The 13,639-nt window shown below is 73.1% G+C and carries 14 protein-coding genes and 1 pseudogene; 7 read left to right on the forward strand and 8 right to left on the reverse strand.

Annotated elements, in window-relative coordinates:
• Window positions 1-102: 102 nt before the first annotated feature.
• Window positions 103-960: pseudogene (locus ACFXKG_RS21900) on the reverse strand (DMT family transporter); the annotation flags it as partial.
• Between the two features lie 117 nt (window positions 961-1,077).
• Between ACFXKG_RS21900 and ACFXKG_RS21905 the strand changes: the two are divergent.
• The gene (locus ACFXKG_RS21905) at window positions 1,078-2,034 is read left to right on the forward strand and encodes a pseudouridine synthase (protein ID WP_384841439.1); all 957 of its coding nucleotides are present in this window, start codon (window positions 1,078-1,080) and stop codon (window positions 2,032-2,034) included.
• On the opposite strand, the gene ACFXKG_RS21910 is transcribed toward ACFXKG_RS21905, so the two are convergent.
• The 3 genes from ACFXKG_RS21910 to ACFXKG_RS21920 form a co-directional block, all read right to left on the reverse strand.
• The gene (locus tag ACFXKG_RS21910) at window positions 2,031-2,660 is read right to left on the reverse strand and encodes an MBL fold metallo-hydrolase (RefSeq protein WP_384841442.1); all 630 of its coding nucleotides are present in this window, start codon (window positions 2,658-2,660) and stop codon (window positions 2,031-2,033) included. The two genes, ACFXKG_RS21905 and ACFXKG_RS21910, sit on opposite strands and share 4 nt — an antisense overlap.
• Complete coding sequence (locus tag ACFXKG_RS21915) at window positions 2,660-3,745, reverse strand: S-(hydroxymethyl)mycothiol dehydrogenase (protein WP_382887037.1); 1,086 nt, start codon at window positions 3,743-3,745, stop codon at window positions 2,660-2,662. Before ACFXKG_RS21915 ends, ACFXKG_RS21910 begins: the two co-directional genes overlap by 1 nt.
• Before the next feature lie 156 nt (window positions 3,746-3,901).
• Entirely contained in the window at window positions 3,902-4,603 is a 702-nt protein-coding gene (locus ACFXKG_RS21920; RefSeq protein ID WP_384841446.1) for a FadR/GntR family transcriptional regulator, read from the reverse strand.
• Between the two features lie 131 nt (window positions 4,604-4,734).
• Between ACFXKG_RS21920 and ACFXKG_RS21925 the strand changes: the two genes are divergently transcribed.
• Both ACFXKG_RS21925 and ACFXKG_RS21930 read left to right on the forward strand, forming a co-directional pair.
• Entirely contained in the window at window positions 4,735-5,244 is a 510-nt protein-coding gene (locus ACFXKG_RS21925) for a gluconokinase (RefSeq protein ID WP_384841449.1), read from the forward strand.
• A gap of 20 nt (window positions 5,245-5,264) precedes the next feature.
• Complete coding sequence (locus ACFXKG_RS21930) at window positions 5,265-6,662, forward strand: gluconate:H+ symporter (protein ID WP_384841452.1); 1,398 nt, start codon at window positions 5,265-5,267, stop codon at window positions 6,660-6,662.
• A 36-nt stretch (window positions 6,663-6,698) separates the two neighbouring features.
• Here the strand turns inward: ACFXKG_RS21930 and ACFXKG_RS21935 are convergent, their stop codons facing one another.
• The 3 genes from ACFXKG_RS21935 to ACFXKG_RS21945 form a co-directional block, all read right to left on the reverse strand.
• The gene (locus tag ACFXKG_RS21935; RefSeq protein WP_384841455.1) at window positions 6,699-7,424 is read right to left on the reverse strand and encodes a cytochrome b/b6 domain-containing protein; all 726 of its coding nucleotides are present in this window, start codon (window positions 7,422-7,424) and stop codon (window positions 6,699-6,701) included.
• Window positions 7,366-8,031 (reverse strand): molybdopterin-dependent oxidoreductase, encoded by a 666-nt coding sequence (locus ACFXKG_RS21940; RefSeq protein ID WP_384841575.1) that lies wholly within the window; start codon window positions 8,029-8,031, stop codon window positions 7,366-7,368. The genes ACFXKG_RS21935 and ACFXKG_RS21940 overlap by 59 nt, the downstream gene beginning before the upstream one ends.
• Window positions 8,032-8,251: 220 nt before the next feature.
• Window positions 8,252-9,907: an FAD-binding dehydrogenase gene (locus ACFXKG_RS21945; protein WP_384841578.1), complete on the reverse strand. Its 1,656-nt coding sequence runs from the start codon at window positions 9,905-9,907 to the stop codon at window positions 8,252-8,254.
• 101 nt (window positions 9,908-10,008) lie between these two features.
• Here ACFXKG_RS21945 and ACFXKG_RS21950 point away from each other — a divergent pair, with 101 nt between their 5' ends.
• From ACFXKG_RS21950 to ACFXKG_RS21960, 3 genes are all read left to right on the forward strand, one after another.
• On the forward strand, window positions 10,009-10,575 hold the full coding sequence (locus tag ACFXKG_RS21950; protein WP_384841581.1) for an NUDIX domain-containing protein: 567 nt from the start codon (window positions 10,009-10,011) through the stop codon (window positions 10,573-10,575).
• 101 nt (window positions 10,576-10,676) lie between these two features.
• Window positions 10,677-11,069 carry a YidH family protein gene (locus tag ACFXKG_RS21955; protein WP_382887047.1) on the forward strand — a complete coding sequence of 131 codons (393 nt, stop codon included), beginning with the start codon at window positions 10,677-10,679 and terminating at the stop codon, window positions 11,067-11,069.
• Complete coding sequence (locus ACFXKG_RS21960) at window positions 11,066-11,389, forward strand: DUF202 domain-containing protein (RefSeq protein WP_382887049.1); 324 nt, start codon at window positions 11,066-11,068, stop codon at window positions 11,387-11,389. The genes ACFXKG_RS21955 and ACFXKG_RS21960 overlap by 4 nt, the downstream gene beginning before the upstream one ends.
• 68 nt (window positions 11,390-11,457) lie before the next feature.
• Here the strand turns inward: ACFXKG_RS21960 and ACFXKG_RS21965 are convergent, their stop codons facing one another.
• The gene (locus ACFXKG_RS21965; protein WP_384841460.1) at window positions 11,458-12,384 is read right to left on the reverse strand and encodes an NADP-dependent oxidoreductase; all 927 of its coding nucleotides are present in this window, start codon (window positions 12,382-12,384) and stop codon (window positions 11,458-11,460) included.
• Window positions 12,385-12,595: 211 nt separating this feature from the next.
• Here ACFXKG_RS21965 and ACFXKG_RS21970 point away from each other — a divergent pair, with 211 nt between their 5' ends.
• Window positions 12,596-13,507, forward strand: coding sequence for an MBL fold metallo-hydrolase (locus ACFXKG_RS21970; protein ID WP_384841463.1), 912 nt, complete (start codon window positions 12,596-12,598; stop codon window positions 13,505-13,507).
• Window positions 13,508-13,639: the final 132 nt, after the last annotated feature.

Raw genomic sequence — 13,639 nt, forward strand, 5'->3', positions numbered from 1 at the left:
AGGCCCTTTCCGGCCGCGCCGTGGGGGGCGTGATCTGCGCACCGGCCCGCCATCGCCCCCCCCGCCTCCCCCCCCCCCCCCACGCCCCCTCCCGCGGCGGCGGGGGGGGGGCGGCGGCGCTCCCCCGGCCAGCGGGGAGCGGGCCAGTACGACGCAGCCCGCCGCGATCAGGCCGATCGCGGCGAGCTCGGGCAGCAGCCACCAGCCGGTGCGCACGCTCTCGCCGAAGAGGGTGACGCCGTACGCGATGCTGATCAGCGCGTCGCCGAGCGTGAGCATCGGCTGGGAGGCGGCGAGCGAGCCCGCCTGCAGGGCGTTCTGGAGCAGGAACAGCGCGCCCACCCCGGCGACGGCCATGCCGTAGAGCTGCCAGGAGGCGAAGAGCGCGCCCGCGCCGCCGCTGTCGAGGCGTGCCACGGCGTCCTTCATCAGGGCCGCGGTCAGCGCGTAGCCGCAGGCGGCGGCGAGCCCGAGCAGCGCGGCGCGCGGGTTGCCGCGCAGCCGCAGCGCCCAGAGGATCACCAGCGCCTCGAAGAGGCCGGTGAGCAGCAGCGCCAGGATCCAGGCGGTTCCGTGGACGGTCTCGGAACCGCCACCGGGGTCCGCGGAGGCCAGGCCCAGGGCCAGACCGCCGGTGACCGCGGCGGCCCCGTGCCAGACGGAGCGCGGCAGCCGGACCTTGAAGAGCCGGCCGGCGATCAGCAGGGTGGCGGGAAGTTCGATGACGAAGATCGGCTGGACCACGGCGATCGGGCCGGTCGCGAGCGCCACCGCCTGGCAGACGGCGGCGACCAGCACCAGCCCGATCCCCGCCAGCCAGACCGGCTTGCGCAGCAGCCGGCCGATCAGTGACAGACGCATCGCCTGGGAGTCGGGGACGGTGGCCGCGGCGCGGCGCTGGAGCACCGAGGCGGAGCCGTTGCTGATCGCGGTCAGCACGGCGAACAGGACACTGATCACCGGCCCATCATGCGGGCGCCGCCCGCCGGATCCGTTCTCATCCCGGCGCTGCGCCGCAGGTCCGGGGGCCGAACGAGGGACGCCGCCGCGCCGCCGGCCCCGGTACGCTGTCGGCCCGTGCCCCGCAGACACCCCGCCCCGCCGCCCTCGCCCCTCCCGCAGCGGGACGGCGTCGACCCCGTACGGCTGCGGCTGCCGCCGGATCCACAGGGGCGGTGGGCGACCGTACGGGACCATCTCGTGGCGCGGTACGGGGGCGCCGTCGGCGCGGCGCGGGTCGAGGAGATGGTGCGGGCGGGGCGGTTCGCCGGGGAGGACGGCGCGGTCGGGGCCGACGAGCCGTACACCGCGGGGCGGTATCTCTGGTTCCACCGGGATCTCGCCCCCGAGGAGCGGGTGCCGTTCGAGGTCGGGGTCGTCCACCGGGACGAGCGGATCGTCGTCGCCGACAAGCCGCACTTCCTGGCCACCACCCCGCGCGGAAGCCATGTCACCGAGACCGCCCAGGCACGGCTGCGGCGGGAGCTGGGGCTGCCGGAGCTCCAGCCCGCGCACCGTCTCGACCGGCTGACGGCGGGGCTGGTGCTCTTCGTCGTACGGCCCGGGGACCGGGGCGCGTACCAGACGCTGTTCCGGGACCGGCTGGTGCGCAAGGAGTACGAGGCGGTGGCGCCGTACGATCCCGCGGTGGCGCTGCCCGTCACGGTCCGCGACCGGATCGAGAAGGAGCGCGGGGAGATCGCCGCGCGGCGGGTGCCGGGCGAGCCCAACGCCGAGAGCCGGATCGAGCTGCTGGAGCACCGGGGCGGGTACGGCCGCTACCGGCTGGTGCCGGTCACCGGCCGGACCCATCAGCTCCGGGTCCACATGTGCGGCCTCGGGCTGCCGCTCCTGGACGACCCGGTCTATCCGGTCGTCCAGGAGGCTGCCGGTAACGACTACGGCCGGCCGCTCCAACTCCTCGCCAGGGTGCTGGAGTTCACCGATCCGGTGACGGGCGAGCCGTACCGGTTCGAGAGCCGGCTGCGACTGCGCCCGCTCCGAGCGCGGCACGATCCGGACGACCAGGTCTAATGGCCGCGCCGGATCCACTCGGCCAGGTGGGGCGATTCGGCGCCGATGGTCGTGGGGTCGCCGTGGCCCGTCCGTACCACCGTCTCCGGCGGCAGGGCGAGGAGCCGGTCGCGGATCGAGTCGATGATGGTCGGGAAGTGCGAGAACGACCGTCCGGTGGCGCCCGGTCCGCCCTGGAAGAGCGTGTCGCCGGTGAAGACCGTCGCCAGCTCGGGGGCGTACAGGCAGACCGCGCCCGGCGCGTGCCCGGGGGTGTGGAGCACGGTCAGGGTGGTGCCGGCGACGGCGACCGTGGCGCCGTCGGTCAGCTCGCCGTCCGGCAGCCGCTCGGGGTGGGTCTGCTTCCAGAGCGGCAGGTCGTCGGGGTGCAGCAGGACGGGCGCGCCGGTGGCGGCGGCGAGCGCGGGGGCCGCGTCGATGTGGTCGTTGTGGGCGTGGGTGCAGACGATCGCGCGCAGGGTACGGCCGTTCAGCGCGGCCTCGATGGCGGCGGCGTCATGGGCGGCGTCGATGACGACCGCCTCGGAGTCGTCGCCGACGATCCAGACGTTGTTGTCGACGTCCCACGTGCCGCCGTCGAGCGAGAAGGTGCCGGAGGTGACGAGATGGTCCACGCGTACGGTCATCAGAAGACCACCACCGAGCGCAGAACGTCACCCTCGTGCATCCGCTCGAACGCCTTCTCGACGTCGGCGAGACCGATGGTCTCGGTGACGAACGCGCCGAGGTCGATCCGGCCCTGCTGGTGGAGGTCGACGAGCATCGGGAAGTCGCGGGACGGCAGGCAGTCGCCGTACCAGGACGACTTGAGGGCGCCGCCGCGGCCGAACACGTCGAGCAGCGGCAGTTCCAGCTTCATCTCCGGGGTGGGGACGCCGACCAGGACGACGGTGCCGGCCAGGTCACGGGCGTAGAACGCCTGCCGGTAGGTCTCCGGGCGGCCGACCGCCTCGATGACGACGTCCGCGCCGTTGCCGCCGGTCAGCTCGCGGATCGCCTCGACGGCGTCGCGGGAGCGGGAGTTGACGGTGTGGGTGGCGCCCATCGAGGCCGCCGTCGCCAGCTTGCGGTCGTCGATGTCGACGGCGATGATCCGGGCCGCGCCCGCGAGCCGCGCGCCGACGATCGCCGCGTCACCGACGCCGCCGCAGCCGATGACCGCGACGGAGTCGCCGCGCCCGACCTGCCCGGTGTTGATCGCCGCGCCGATGCCCGCCATCACACCGCAGCCGAGGAGGCCCGCGACGGCCGGGGAGACGGCCGGGTCGACCTTGGTGCACTGGCCGGCCGCGACCAGCGTCTTCTCGGCGAAGGCGCCGATGCCGAGGGCCGGGGAGAGCTCCGTGCCGTCGGTCAGTGTCATCTTCTGCGTGGCGTTGTGCGTGTCGAAGCAGTACTGGGGGCGGCCGCGCCGGCACGCCCGGCAGGTGCCGCACACCGCGCGCCAGTTGAGGATCACGAAGTCGCCGGGGGCGACCTCCGTGACACCGTCGCCGACCGACTCCACCACGCCCGCGGCCTCGTGGCCGAGGAGGAAGGGGAACTCGTCGTTGATCCCGCCCTGCTTGTAGTGCAGGTCGGTGTGACAGACACCGCACGCCTGCACCTTCACCACGGCCTCGCCGGGGCCGGGGTCGGGTACGACGATCGTCTCGACCCGTACCGGCTCGTTCCTGCCGGGGGCGATGACCCCTTGCACCTGCTGCGCCATGCCAGGACCTGCCTTTCGTCATACCTGATGACATACCTGGGGAATTGACCGCCCGGGAGGTCCGGGTGAGCGGAGACGTCCCGGGCGTCACCCCGTTCCTCCCCACTATCTCGTGTGACGGCCCTTCCGCGTGACGGCAGGGCCCGCTGTGGCTCGTCAGGGCGCCAGAACGTCCAGTTCCTCCAGGGCGCCGACGGCGATCTCCCTGGTCAGCTCCTCGGCGCGGGCGAAGTCGCGCTCCCGTACGGCCTGCGCGACCCGTACGTGCAGGGTGACGGCGGCCGGGTCGGGGTCGTCGAACATCACCTGGTGGTGGGTGCGTCCGGTGAGGACCTCGGCGACCACGTCGCCGAGCCGGGCGAACATCTCGTTGCCCGACGCGTTGAGCACCACCCGGTGGAAGGCGATGTCGTGGACGAGGTACTCCTCCAGCCGGCCGCCGCGCGAGGTGGCGACCATGCCGAGCGCCTGCTCGGTGAGGGCCGCGCACTGCTCGGCCGTGGCGTGCCGGGCGGCGAGACCGGCGGCGACCGGTTCGATCGCGGAGCGCAGCGTGGTGAGGGAGCGGAGCTGGCGCGGGCGGTCGGGGCCGGCGAGGCGCCAGCGGATGACCCGCGGGTCGTAGACGTTCCACTCCTCGGTGGGCCGTACGGTCACGCCGACCCGGCGCCGGGACTCCACCAGGTGCATGGATTCGAGGACGCGGACCACTTCGCGGACGACGGTCCGCGAGACGTCGAAGCGCTGGGCGACCTCGTCCGTACGGACGACGGCGCCCTCGGGGTACTCGCCCCCCGTGATCGCGAGACCGAGGGTGTCCAGCACACGGGTATGCAGGCCCCGGCCTTCTGTGGTCATGGGGCAAGCCTACGGGGCGCGGGCCCACCGTAAAAAGTACGACGTTTACATCACAGCCTCTTGAATATGTCGTACCTAATGGGTTTCAGTAGCGCGACAGACCCATGTCGAAGAAGACAGCGAGGCATGAGATGAAGACCCCCCACGTCGTCGTGGTGATGGGCGTGGCAGGGACCGGCAAGACCACGGTCGGCCCCCTGCTCGCCGCCGAACTGGGCGTCCCGTACGCCGAGGGCGACGAGTTCCACTCGCCGGAGAACATCGCCAAGATGTCCGCCGGCATCCCGCTGGAGGACGCCGACCGGTGGCCCTGGCTGGACGCCATCGGGGAGTGGGCCCACCGCCGGAACGGACTCGGCGGGGTGGTCAGCAGCTCCGCGCTCAAGCGCGCCTACCGCGACCGGCTGCGGGCCGCCGCGCCCGGCGCCCTCTTCCTCCATCTCGACGGTGAGCGCGCGCTCGTCGAACGGCGGATGTCGGAACGCAAGGGTCACTACATGCCCACCGCTCTGCTCGACTCGCAGTACGCGGCGCTGGAGAAGCTGGGGGCCGACGAGACGGGTGTCACCGTCGACGTGTCGGGCACCCCCGAGGAAATCACCGACCGGGCCGTCGCCGCGCTGCGCCGGCTCGAAAGCTGAAGGAAGTTCCCGTGATCCCCGTGACCAGTCTCAGTGTCGAGACGCTGGCAGCGGATGCCGCAGAGCCGATCACCTCGGCGGGCAACGCACAGTTGGGCATAGCCGTCCTCGCCGGCATAGCCGTCATCGTCCTGCTCATCACCCTCTTCAAACTGCACGCGTTCCTGGCCCTGACCATCGGCTCACTGGCGCTCGGCGCCTTCGCGGGCGCGCCGCTGGACAAGGTCATCACCAGCTTCTCCGCCGGTCTCGGCTCCACGGTCGCCGGGGTGGGCGTGCTGATCGCGCTCGGCGCGATCCTCGGCAAGCTGCTCGCGGACTCCGGTGGCGCGGACCAGATCGTCGACACGATCCTCGCCAGGGCGAGCGGGCGCACCATGCCGTGGGCGATGGTGCTGATCGCCTCGGTGATCGGGCTGCCGCTCTTCTTCGAGGTCGGCATCGTGCTGCTGATCCCGGTGGTGCTGCTCGTCGCCAAGCGGGGCAACTACTCCCTGATGCGGATCGGCATCCCCGCGCTGGCCGGGCTCTCCGTGATGCACGGGCTGATCCCGCCGCACCCGGGGCCGCTGGTCGCGATCGACGCGATCGGCGCCGACCTCGGGGTCACGCTGGCGCTGGGTGTGGTCGTCTCGATCCCGACCGTGATCATCGCGGGCCCGCTCTTCTCCCGGTACGCGGCGCGCTGGGTGGACCTTCCGGCGCCCGAGGCGATGGTGCCGCAGCGCACCTCGGACGATCTGGCGAAGCGGCCCAGTTTCGGCGCGACCGTCGCCACCGTGCTGCTGCCCGTGGTGATGATGCTGGCCAAGGCGCTCGTCGACATCGTCGTGGACGACCCGGAGAACACCGTCCAGCGGGTCGCGGACGTGGTCGGCTCCCCGCTGATCGCGCTGCTGACCGCCGTGCTGGTGGGGCTCTTCACGCTGGGCCGCGCGGCCGGTTTCACCAAGGACCGGATCTCCACCACGGTGGAGAAGTCCCTCGCCCCGATCGCGGGCGTGCTGCTGATCGTCGGCGCGGGCGGCGGCTTCAAGCAGACGCTGATCGACTCCGGGGTGGGCCAGATGGTCCTGGACATCTCCAAGGACTGGTCGATCCCGGCGCTGCTGCTGGCCTGGCTGATCGCCGTGGTGATCCGGCTGGCCACCGGCTCGGCGACAGTGGCGACGATCTCGGCCGCGGGCCTGGTGGCGCCGCTGGCCGCGGACATGTCCACCACGCACGCGTCGCTTCTGGTGCTGGCGATCGGCGCGGGCTCGCTCTTCTTCAGCCATGTGAACGACGCCGGGTTCTGGCTGGTGAAGGAGTACTTCGGGATGAGCGTGGGGCAGACGCTGAAGACGTGGTCGGTGATGGAGACCATCATCTCCGTGGTCGGTCTCGGGTCCGTGCTGCTGCTGTCGCTGATCCTCTAGAGCCGCCGGTAGGCGGCTCCGTACGGGCGGGGCGGGTCACTCCTCTTTCCAGTGGGGGTGTTCCCGCTCCGCCCACCGGCGTTCCACCGACCCGGTGCGCATGCCGCGCCGGGCCTCCGGATCCCCGTACGCCATCACGATGTGCCCGACGAGCACGGCGCCGATGGCCAGGGCCAGCCAGTCGTGGAGGAAGGTGGCGCTCGTCCGCCACACGAGCGGGACGAGCCCGGTGTTCCACATCAGCAGCCCCGTACCGAGCATCACCAGCACGGCGCCCGCGATCCACCCCGCGTAGAGCTTCTGCCCGGCGTTGAACTTGCCCGCCGGGCGCGTCCCGGGGCGCCGGTCGCGGCGCCGTACCGCGCGCAGCCATTCCCTGTCGTACGGCAGGAACCGGTTGAGCCGGCCCAGGTCGGCGCGGAGGGCCCGGGAGGCGAGGCCGAGGAGTACGGGCACCGGGAGCAGCAGCCCGGACCACTCGTGGAGGGTGACCACGAGCAGCCGCCGGCCGACGAGTTCGGCGAACTGCGGTACGTAGAGACAGGCCGCGGTCGCCACGCACACCAGCATCAGCGCGCCGGTGGTGCGGTGCACCCAGCGTTCGGCCGGGGTGAAGCGGCGCCGGTCCGGCCCCGTGGGACCGCCGGGTCCGGACGGCGGGGGCGCGGTCACGGGCTCGGACGGCGGGGCCGCGGTCACGGGTTCAGACGGTGGGGGCGTCGTCGCGGCCGTTCGACCGGCCGACCCAGGCGTCGACGTCATAGCCGCGCTCCTCCCAGTAGCCGGGCCGGACGTCGGAGGTGACGGAGATCCCGGAGAGCCATTTCGCCGACTTGTAGAAGTACATCGGCGCCACGTAGAGCCGGACCGGGCCGCCGTGGGCGTGCCCGATCGGCTCGTCCCGCATCGAGAGGGCGACCAGCACATCGGCGCGGCGGGCCTGCTGGAGCGTCAGGCTCTCGCTGTACGCGCCGTCGAAGCAGGTGAAGCGCACGGCCCCGGCCTCGGGGCGCACCCCGGCCGCGTCGAGGAGGTGCGCGAGCCGTACGCCGCCGAACGGGGTGTTCGGGACGCGCCAGCCGGTGACGCACTGCACGTCGCGGACGATCCGGGTCTGCGGCAGCGCGCGCAGCCCGTCGAGGGTGTACGTGCCGGGCCGGTCGACCAGTCCGTCGACCGTCAGTCGGTAGGTGTCCGGGCCCTTGCGGGGAACGGAGGCCGTGACGGAGTAGTAGCGGAAGCCGCCGCCGTTGGGCAGCAGTCCGGTCAGCCCGGTCGGGTCCTTGCCGGAGGCGGCGCCGAGGAACGATTCGACGCCGCGTTGGAGGTAGGGCGCGGTGACGAGTCCGGCGGCGCCCAGGCCGAGCATGGAGAGCACCAGACGCCGGCCGACCGGCGTGCCCTCCGGGGTGTGCGGTTGTTCGGTCACCCTCCGAGGAGAACACCCGCGGCCCCGGGAAACCAGGGCCGCGGGCGTTCGTCACACTTTTCGTCCGGATCTTGTGGGATCCCTCGGGTCCGACGGAGCGCAGGGCGACTCCGTTTGTTACTCAACGGAGTCAACTGCCCACGGTGGAGAGGCGGTTGGTTCAGCCGACGGCGCGGGCCGCCGCCCGGCCCGCGGTACGCCCGGAGAAGATGCAGCCGCCGAGGAAGGTGCCTTCCAGCGAGCGGTAGCCGTGCACCCCGCCTCCGCCGAAGCCGGCCGCCTCGCCCGCCGCGTAGACGCCGGGGAGCGGATCGCCGCCCGCGGTGAGCACGCGCGAGGACAGGTCGGTCTCCAGCCCGCCGAGCGACTTGCGGGTCAGGATGTTCAGCCGTACGGCGATCAGCGGGCCCGCCGCGGGGTCGAGGATGCGGTGCGGGGCGGCCGTACGGATCAGCTTGTCGCCGAGGTACTTCCGGGCGCCCCGGACCGCCATGACCTGGAGGTCCTTGGTGAACGGGTTGGCGATCTCACGGTCGCGCGCCGTGATCTCCCGGCGCAGCGCGGCCTCGTCGATCAGCGGCTCCTCGGTGAGCGCGTTCATGCCGCGCACCAGGGCGCCCAGGTCCTTCTCGACGACGAAGTCGGCGCCCTGGTCCATGAACGCCTGGACCGGGCCCGGTACGTCGGCGCGGGCCCGTCCGAGCACGTCGCGGACCGATTTCCCGGTGAGGTCCGGGTTCTGCTCGGAGCCGGAGAGCGCGAACTCCTTGCCGATGATGCGCCGGTCGAGCACGAACCACGTGTGGTCGTGGCCGGAGCGCGTGATGTGCTCCAGCGTGCCGAGCGTGTCGAAGCCGGGGAAGAGCGGTACGGGCAGCCGCTTGCCGCGCGCGTCCAGCCAGAGCGAGGAGGGGCCCGGGAGGATCCGGATGCCGTGCCGGGCCCAGACCGGGTTCCAGTTCTCGATGCCCTCGGTGTAGTGCCACATCCGGTCGCGGTTGATGTGGTGGGCGCCCGCCGCCTCCGCGATGCCGAGCATCAGCCCGTCGACGTGCGCGGGCACCCCGGAGAGCATCTTCCGCGGCGGAGTGCCGAGCCGCTCCGGCCACTGGGCGCGGACCAGGTCGTGGTTGCCGCCGATGCCGCCCGAGGTGACGATCACGGCCTGGGCCCGCAGTTCGAAGGAGCCGGTGACCGTACGGCTGCTGGCGGTGCCGCGGGCGGCGTCGCTCGGCTCCAGGGTCTCACCGGTCACGGTGTCCACGGCGCCGGCCGTGGCGCCGAGTCCGGTGACGCGGTGGCGGAAGCGGAAGGTCACCAGGCCCTTGGCGACGCCTTCGCGCACCCGCCGCTCGAAGGGCGCCACGACGCCGGGGCCGGTGCCCCAGGTGATGTGGAAGCGCGGCACGGAGTTGCCGTGGCCGTTCGCGTCGTACCCGCCGCGCTCGGCCCAGCCGACCACCGGGAAGAACCGGATGCCCTGACCGTGCAGCCAGGCGCGCTTCTCGCCCGCCGCGAAGTCGACGTACGCCTCGGCCCACTTGCGGGGCCAGTGGTCCTCGGGGCGGTCGAACCCGGCCGTGCCGAGCCAGTCCTGGAGGGCGAGGTCGCGGCTGTCCTTGACGCGGAGCCGGCGCTGTTCGGGCGAGTCGACGAGGAACAGTCCGCCGAAGGACCAGTGCGCCTGTCCGCCGATGGACCGCTCGGGCTCCTGGTCGAGCACGATCACGGAGCGGCCCGCGTCGACCAGTTCGGCGGCGGCGACCAGGCCCGCGAGGCCGGCCCCGATCACGATCACATCGGCGTCGTACGCCATGGTGTCCATCCTTCGCAGGCTCTGTCACGGGCGGGGCGGGTGAGCTGTCCGACCGATCTTCCGTACGCGCGAGTAACGAGTCAACTGGTTGGATGGACGGCATGAGAGCCGCGGACGAGATACTCGACATCGTCGACGAGAACGACCACGTCATCGCGCAGGTGCCGCGCGGTGAGGCGTACGTGAAGGGCCTGCGTCATCGCAGCGTCTTCGTGTTCGTGCGCGATCCCGGGGGCCGGGTCTTCATCCATCGCAGAACGCCGGGCAAGCTGGCCTTCCCCTCGATGTACGACATGTTCGTGGGCGGGGTCGTCGGCGCGGGCGAGGAATACGACGAGGCGGCGCTGCGCGAGGCGGAGGAGGAGCTGGGGGTCTCGGGGCTCGACCGCCCCGTACCGCTCTTCTCCCTCCGCTACGAGTCCGCGGAGGTCGGGTTCCGCGCGTGGTCGCGGGTGTACGAGGTGGTCTGCGCGGTGCCGGTGAACCCCCAGGCGGAGGAGGTGGCCTGGCACGCGTTCGTCCCGGAGGAGGAGCTGGAGCGGCGGCTGGCCGAGGAACCCGGCGGGCCCGGCGCGTGGGAGTGGGTGCCGGACGGGCGCGCGGCGTACGAACGGCTCAAGGCGTTCCGCGCGGCGGGCGAGGCGGGCGGAGCAGGCGCGGCGGGCTAGGCGGGCGGGCGAGGCACTTGCGGCGGGCGGGGCAGGCGTGGCGAGGCAGGCGGTGGGGGCGGGGCGCGCGGGGCCGCCGCCGCGCGCGTAGGGTGCGGCACGTGATCGACTTTGCACGGAGCCTCCGGCTGTGGTTCTCGCCCCGGCGGATCGGCGAGGAGGGCACGACCCCGGACTACCGCTTCTCGCTGGCCAACGAGCGGACGTTCCTGGCCTGGATCCGGACGGCGCTCGCGCTGGTCGGCGGCGGGTTCGCGGTGGACCAGTTCCTTCCCGACCTGCGGTGGGGCGTACGGGCCGGGCTCGCGGTGGCGCTGCTCGCCGCGGGGGCGCTGTGCGCGCTGCGGGCGGTCAACCACTGGGTGCGGTGCGAACGGGCGATGCGGCGTGGCGAGGACCTGCCGGTGTCCGGCTTCCCGACGCTGCTGAGCCTGGCGGTGGGGCTGGTCGCGGTGGCGATGCTGGTGATCGTCCTCACGGGCCGGGCCGGATGACCGCCCCGGCGCCCGCCGGGGAGCGGGACCCGGGGCTCCAGCCGGAACGCACCCGGCTGGCCTGGCGCCGTACGACGCTCTCCTGCACGGTGGTCGCGATCCTCGCCGCCCGCCAGGCCGTCCACGGCGGCGCCACGGCGGCGGCCCTGACCGGCGCGGCCCTGAGCGCGCTGGTCTGGCTCGCCTTCCTGGGCGTGGCGCACCGGCGTCTGAGATCCCTGGAAGCGGCGAGACCGCCACGCCTCTCGGAACGGGCCGCGCTGACGGCGACGGCCTGCACGCTGCTGCTGGCGGCGTTCGCGGTGACGGTGCTGGTGTGACGTAGGTGTGAAGCGCCCGTGTGACGGCACCGGCTGTGTGACGGGATCCGTGGTCCGAGGGCGACGGCTCACCCCATGGTGACGACCACCTTGCCGCCCGCCCCGCCCGCCTCCGCGAACTGGAACGCGTCCGCGGCCTGTTCCAGGGGGTATGTCCGCGCCACCCCCACGGTCAGCACACCCTGCTCCGCGAGGCCCGCGAGCTCCGTCAGGTCGGCGGCGTCGGCGCGGGCGAAGCCGTACGCGCCGCCCAGTTCGCCGACCGCGCTGTCGGCGATCGAGGCCAGCCGGCCGCCGGGGGCGAGGAGTCCGGGCGTCATACGGAGGATGTCGCCGCCGATGCTGTCGAGCGCCGCGTCCACCCCGTCGGGGGCCAGCGCCCTTACCTGAGTCGCCAGATCGTTCCCGTACGTGACCGCCTCGCCGCCCAGCGCCCTGATGTGTTCCTGGCCGGACGCGCGGGCGGCTCCGATGACACGGGCCCCGTGGTGGCGGGCGAGCTGGACGGCGAGGGAGCCGACCGCGCCCGCCGCCGCGTGGACGAGCACGGTCTCGCCGGGCCGTACCCGCAGCACCCGGTGGAGCACCTGGTGCGCGGTGAGGCCGGCCAGCGGCAGCCCGGCCGCCTCGGGGAACCCGAGCGAGCGGGGCTTGTGCGCGAGGGTCCTGACCGGGGCGGCCACGTACTGCGCGAAGGTGCCCCGGGAGAGGAAGTCCTCGCGGACGTACCCGATGACCTCGTCCCCGGCGGTGAACTCGGTGACCGCAGCGCCGGGCCGGCGGACGACTCCGGCGACGTCCCACCCGGGGATCACCGGGAAGACGGTGTCGAGCATTCCGTCGAGATAGCCCTCGCGGCACTTCCAGTCGACGGGGTTCACGGCCGCGGCCCGCACCTCGACCAGTACGGAGTCGGGGCCGACCTTCGGCTCGGGACGGTCGCCGTACTCCAGGACGCCGGGTCCGCCGTGGCGGCGGTAGCTGATGGCCTTCATGATCCGCAGCCTCCGCCCCGCCCACGCCCCGCGCAAGCCGGACGGGCCTGTTGCCGTAACGGCGGGCGGGGCAGCGCGGCAGCGCGGCGCCCCGCCGGCCCCGCACGTGCGTCGGGCGGTCGGGCACCTGCCGCCGGGCAGGGCCGTTTTCCCGGGCGCTCCGTCAACTGGCAGGCTCAGAGGGATCTTTCCCCCACCCACAGGAGTTCCGATGCCCGCCACCGATCCGTACACCGTCCGCCTCGCGCCCGGTGTCCACGCCTATGTCCAGCCCGACGGCGGCTGGTGTCTGAACAACGCCGGGTTCATCAGTGACGGCGGCACGACGCTCCTCGTCGACACCACGGCCACCGAGCGCCGGGCCCGGCTGCTGCGCGAGGCGATTGCGCTGGCCGGGGTGGAGCCGCCCCGCACCATCGTCACCACCCACCACCACGGCGATCACACCTACGGCAACGGGGTGTTCCTGCCGGAGGCCACCGTGGTCGGTCACCAGGCGTGCCGGAGCGAGCAGCTCGCGGCGGGCCATCAGCTCCATCTGATCTGGCCGGAGACCGACTTCGGGGACATCAGCATCATCGCCCCGAGCGTGACCTACAGCGACCGGCTCACCGTGCACGTGGGCGGGACCGAGGTCCGGGTGATCCACCCGGGTGTGGCGCACACCGTCGGGGACTCGGTCGTGCATCTGCCGGAGCACGGCGTCGTCTTCACCGGGGACCTGGTCTTCCAGGGCGGCACACCGTTCCTCGCGATGGGCTCGCTGCGCGGCTCCCTGCGGGCGCTGGAGCTGCTGCGCTCGCTGGACGCGTCCGTCGTCGTACCGGGCCACGGGCCGCTCACCGACCCGACGGCGTACGACGCGACGGAGCGCTATCTGCGGTACGTCGCCGAACTGGCCGGGACGAGCCGCACCAAGGGACTCACCCCGCTGGAGGCCGCGCAGAAGGCCGATCTCGGGGAGTTCGGGGAGCTGCGCGAGAGCGAGCGGCTGGTGGCCAATCTGCACCGCGCCTACGCCGAGCTGGCCGGGGAACCGGAGGGCTCGCCGCTGGATCTGCCCACCGTCCTGTCCGACATGGCGACGATGAACGGCGGTGTGCCGGTGGCCTGCCACGCCTGACGCGCCCGCCGGGGGGGCGAGAGTGGTCTGGGGCCCCGGGGGGCTCCGGGCCGGTCCGGGAGTGCCAGGCACTGGACGACATACCGACTGGTCGGCATCATGGGAGCGACCGTCCGCCTGTCCGTCCGCACG

This window comes from Streptomyces sp. NPDC059255 (assembly GCF_042752355.1).
In the GTDB taxonomy this organism is placed as follows: domain Bacteria; phylum Actinomycetota; class Actinomycetes; order Streptomycetales; family Streptomycetaceae; genus Streptomyces.

Excerpts from the sequence above, each read along its gene's own strand:
- ACFXKG_RS21910 (WP_384841442.1), bottom strand. The coding sequence starts at position 2,660 with ATGACCGTACGCGTGGACCATCTCGTCACCTCCGGCACCTTCTCGCTC.
- ACFXKG_RS21915 (WP_382887037.1), bottom strand. The coding sequence starts at position 3,745 with ATGGCGCAGCAGGTGCAAGGGGTCATCGCCCCCGGCAGGAACGAGCCG.
- ACFXKG_RS21920 (WP_384841446.1), bottom strand. The coding sequence starts at position 4,603 with ATGACCACAGAAGGCCGGGGCCTGCATACCCGTGTGCTGGACACCCTC.
- ACFXKG_RS21925 (WP_384841449.1), top strand. The coding sequence starts at position 4,735 with ATGAAGACCCCCCACGTCGTCGTGGTGATGGGCGTGGCAGGGACCGGC.
- ACFXKG_RS21935 (WP_384841455.1), bottom strand. The coding sequence starts at position 7,424 with ATGACGTCGACGCCTGGGTCGGCCGGTCGAACGGCCGCGACGACGCCC.
- ACFXKG_RS21940 (WP_384841575.1), bottom strand. The coding sequence starts at position 8,031 with ATGCTCGGCCTGGGCGCCGCCGGACTCGTCACCGCGCCCTACCTCCAA.
- ACFXKG_RS21945 (WP_384841578.1), bottom strand. The coding sequence starts at position 9,907 with ATGGCGTACGACGCCGATGTGATCGTGATCGGGGCCGGCCTCGCGGGC.
- ACFXKG_RS21950 (WP_384841581.1), top strand. The coding sequence starts at position 10,009 with ATGAGAGCCGCGGACGAGATACTCGACATCGTCGACGAGAACGACCAC.
- ACFXKG_RS21960 (WP_382887049.1), top strand. The coding sequence starts at position 11,066 with ATGACCGCCCCGGCGCCCGCCGGGGAGCGGGACCCGGGGCTCCAGCCG.
- ACFXKG_RS21965 (WP_384841460.1), bottom strand. The coding sequence starts at position 12,384 with ATGAAGGCCATCAGCTACCGCCGCCACGGCGGACCCGGCGTCCTGGAG.
- ACFXKG_RS21970 (WP_384841463.1), top strand. The coding sequence starts at position 12,596 with ATGCCCGCCACCGATCCGTACACCGTCCGCCTCGCGCCCGGTGTCCAC.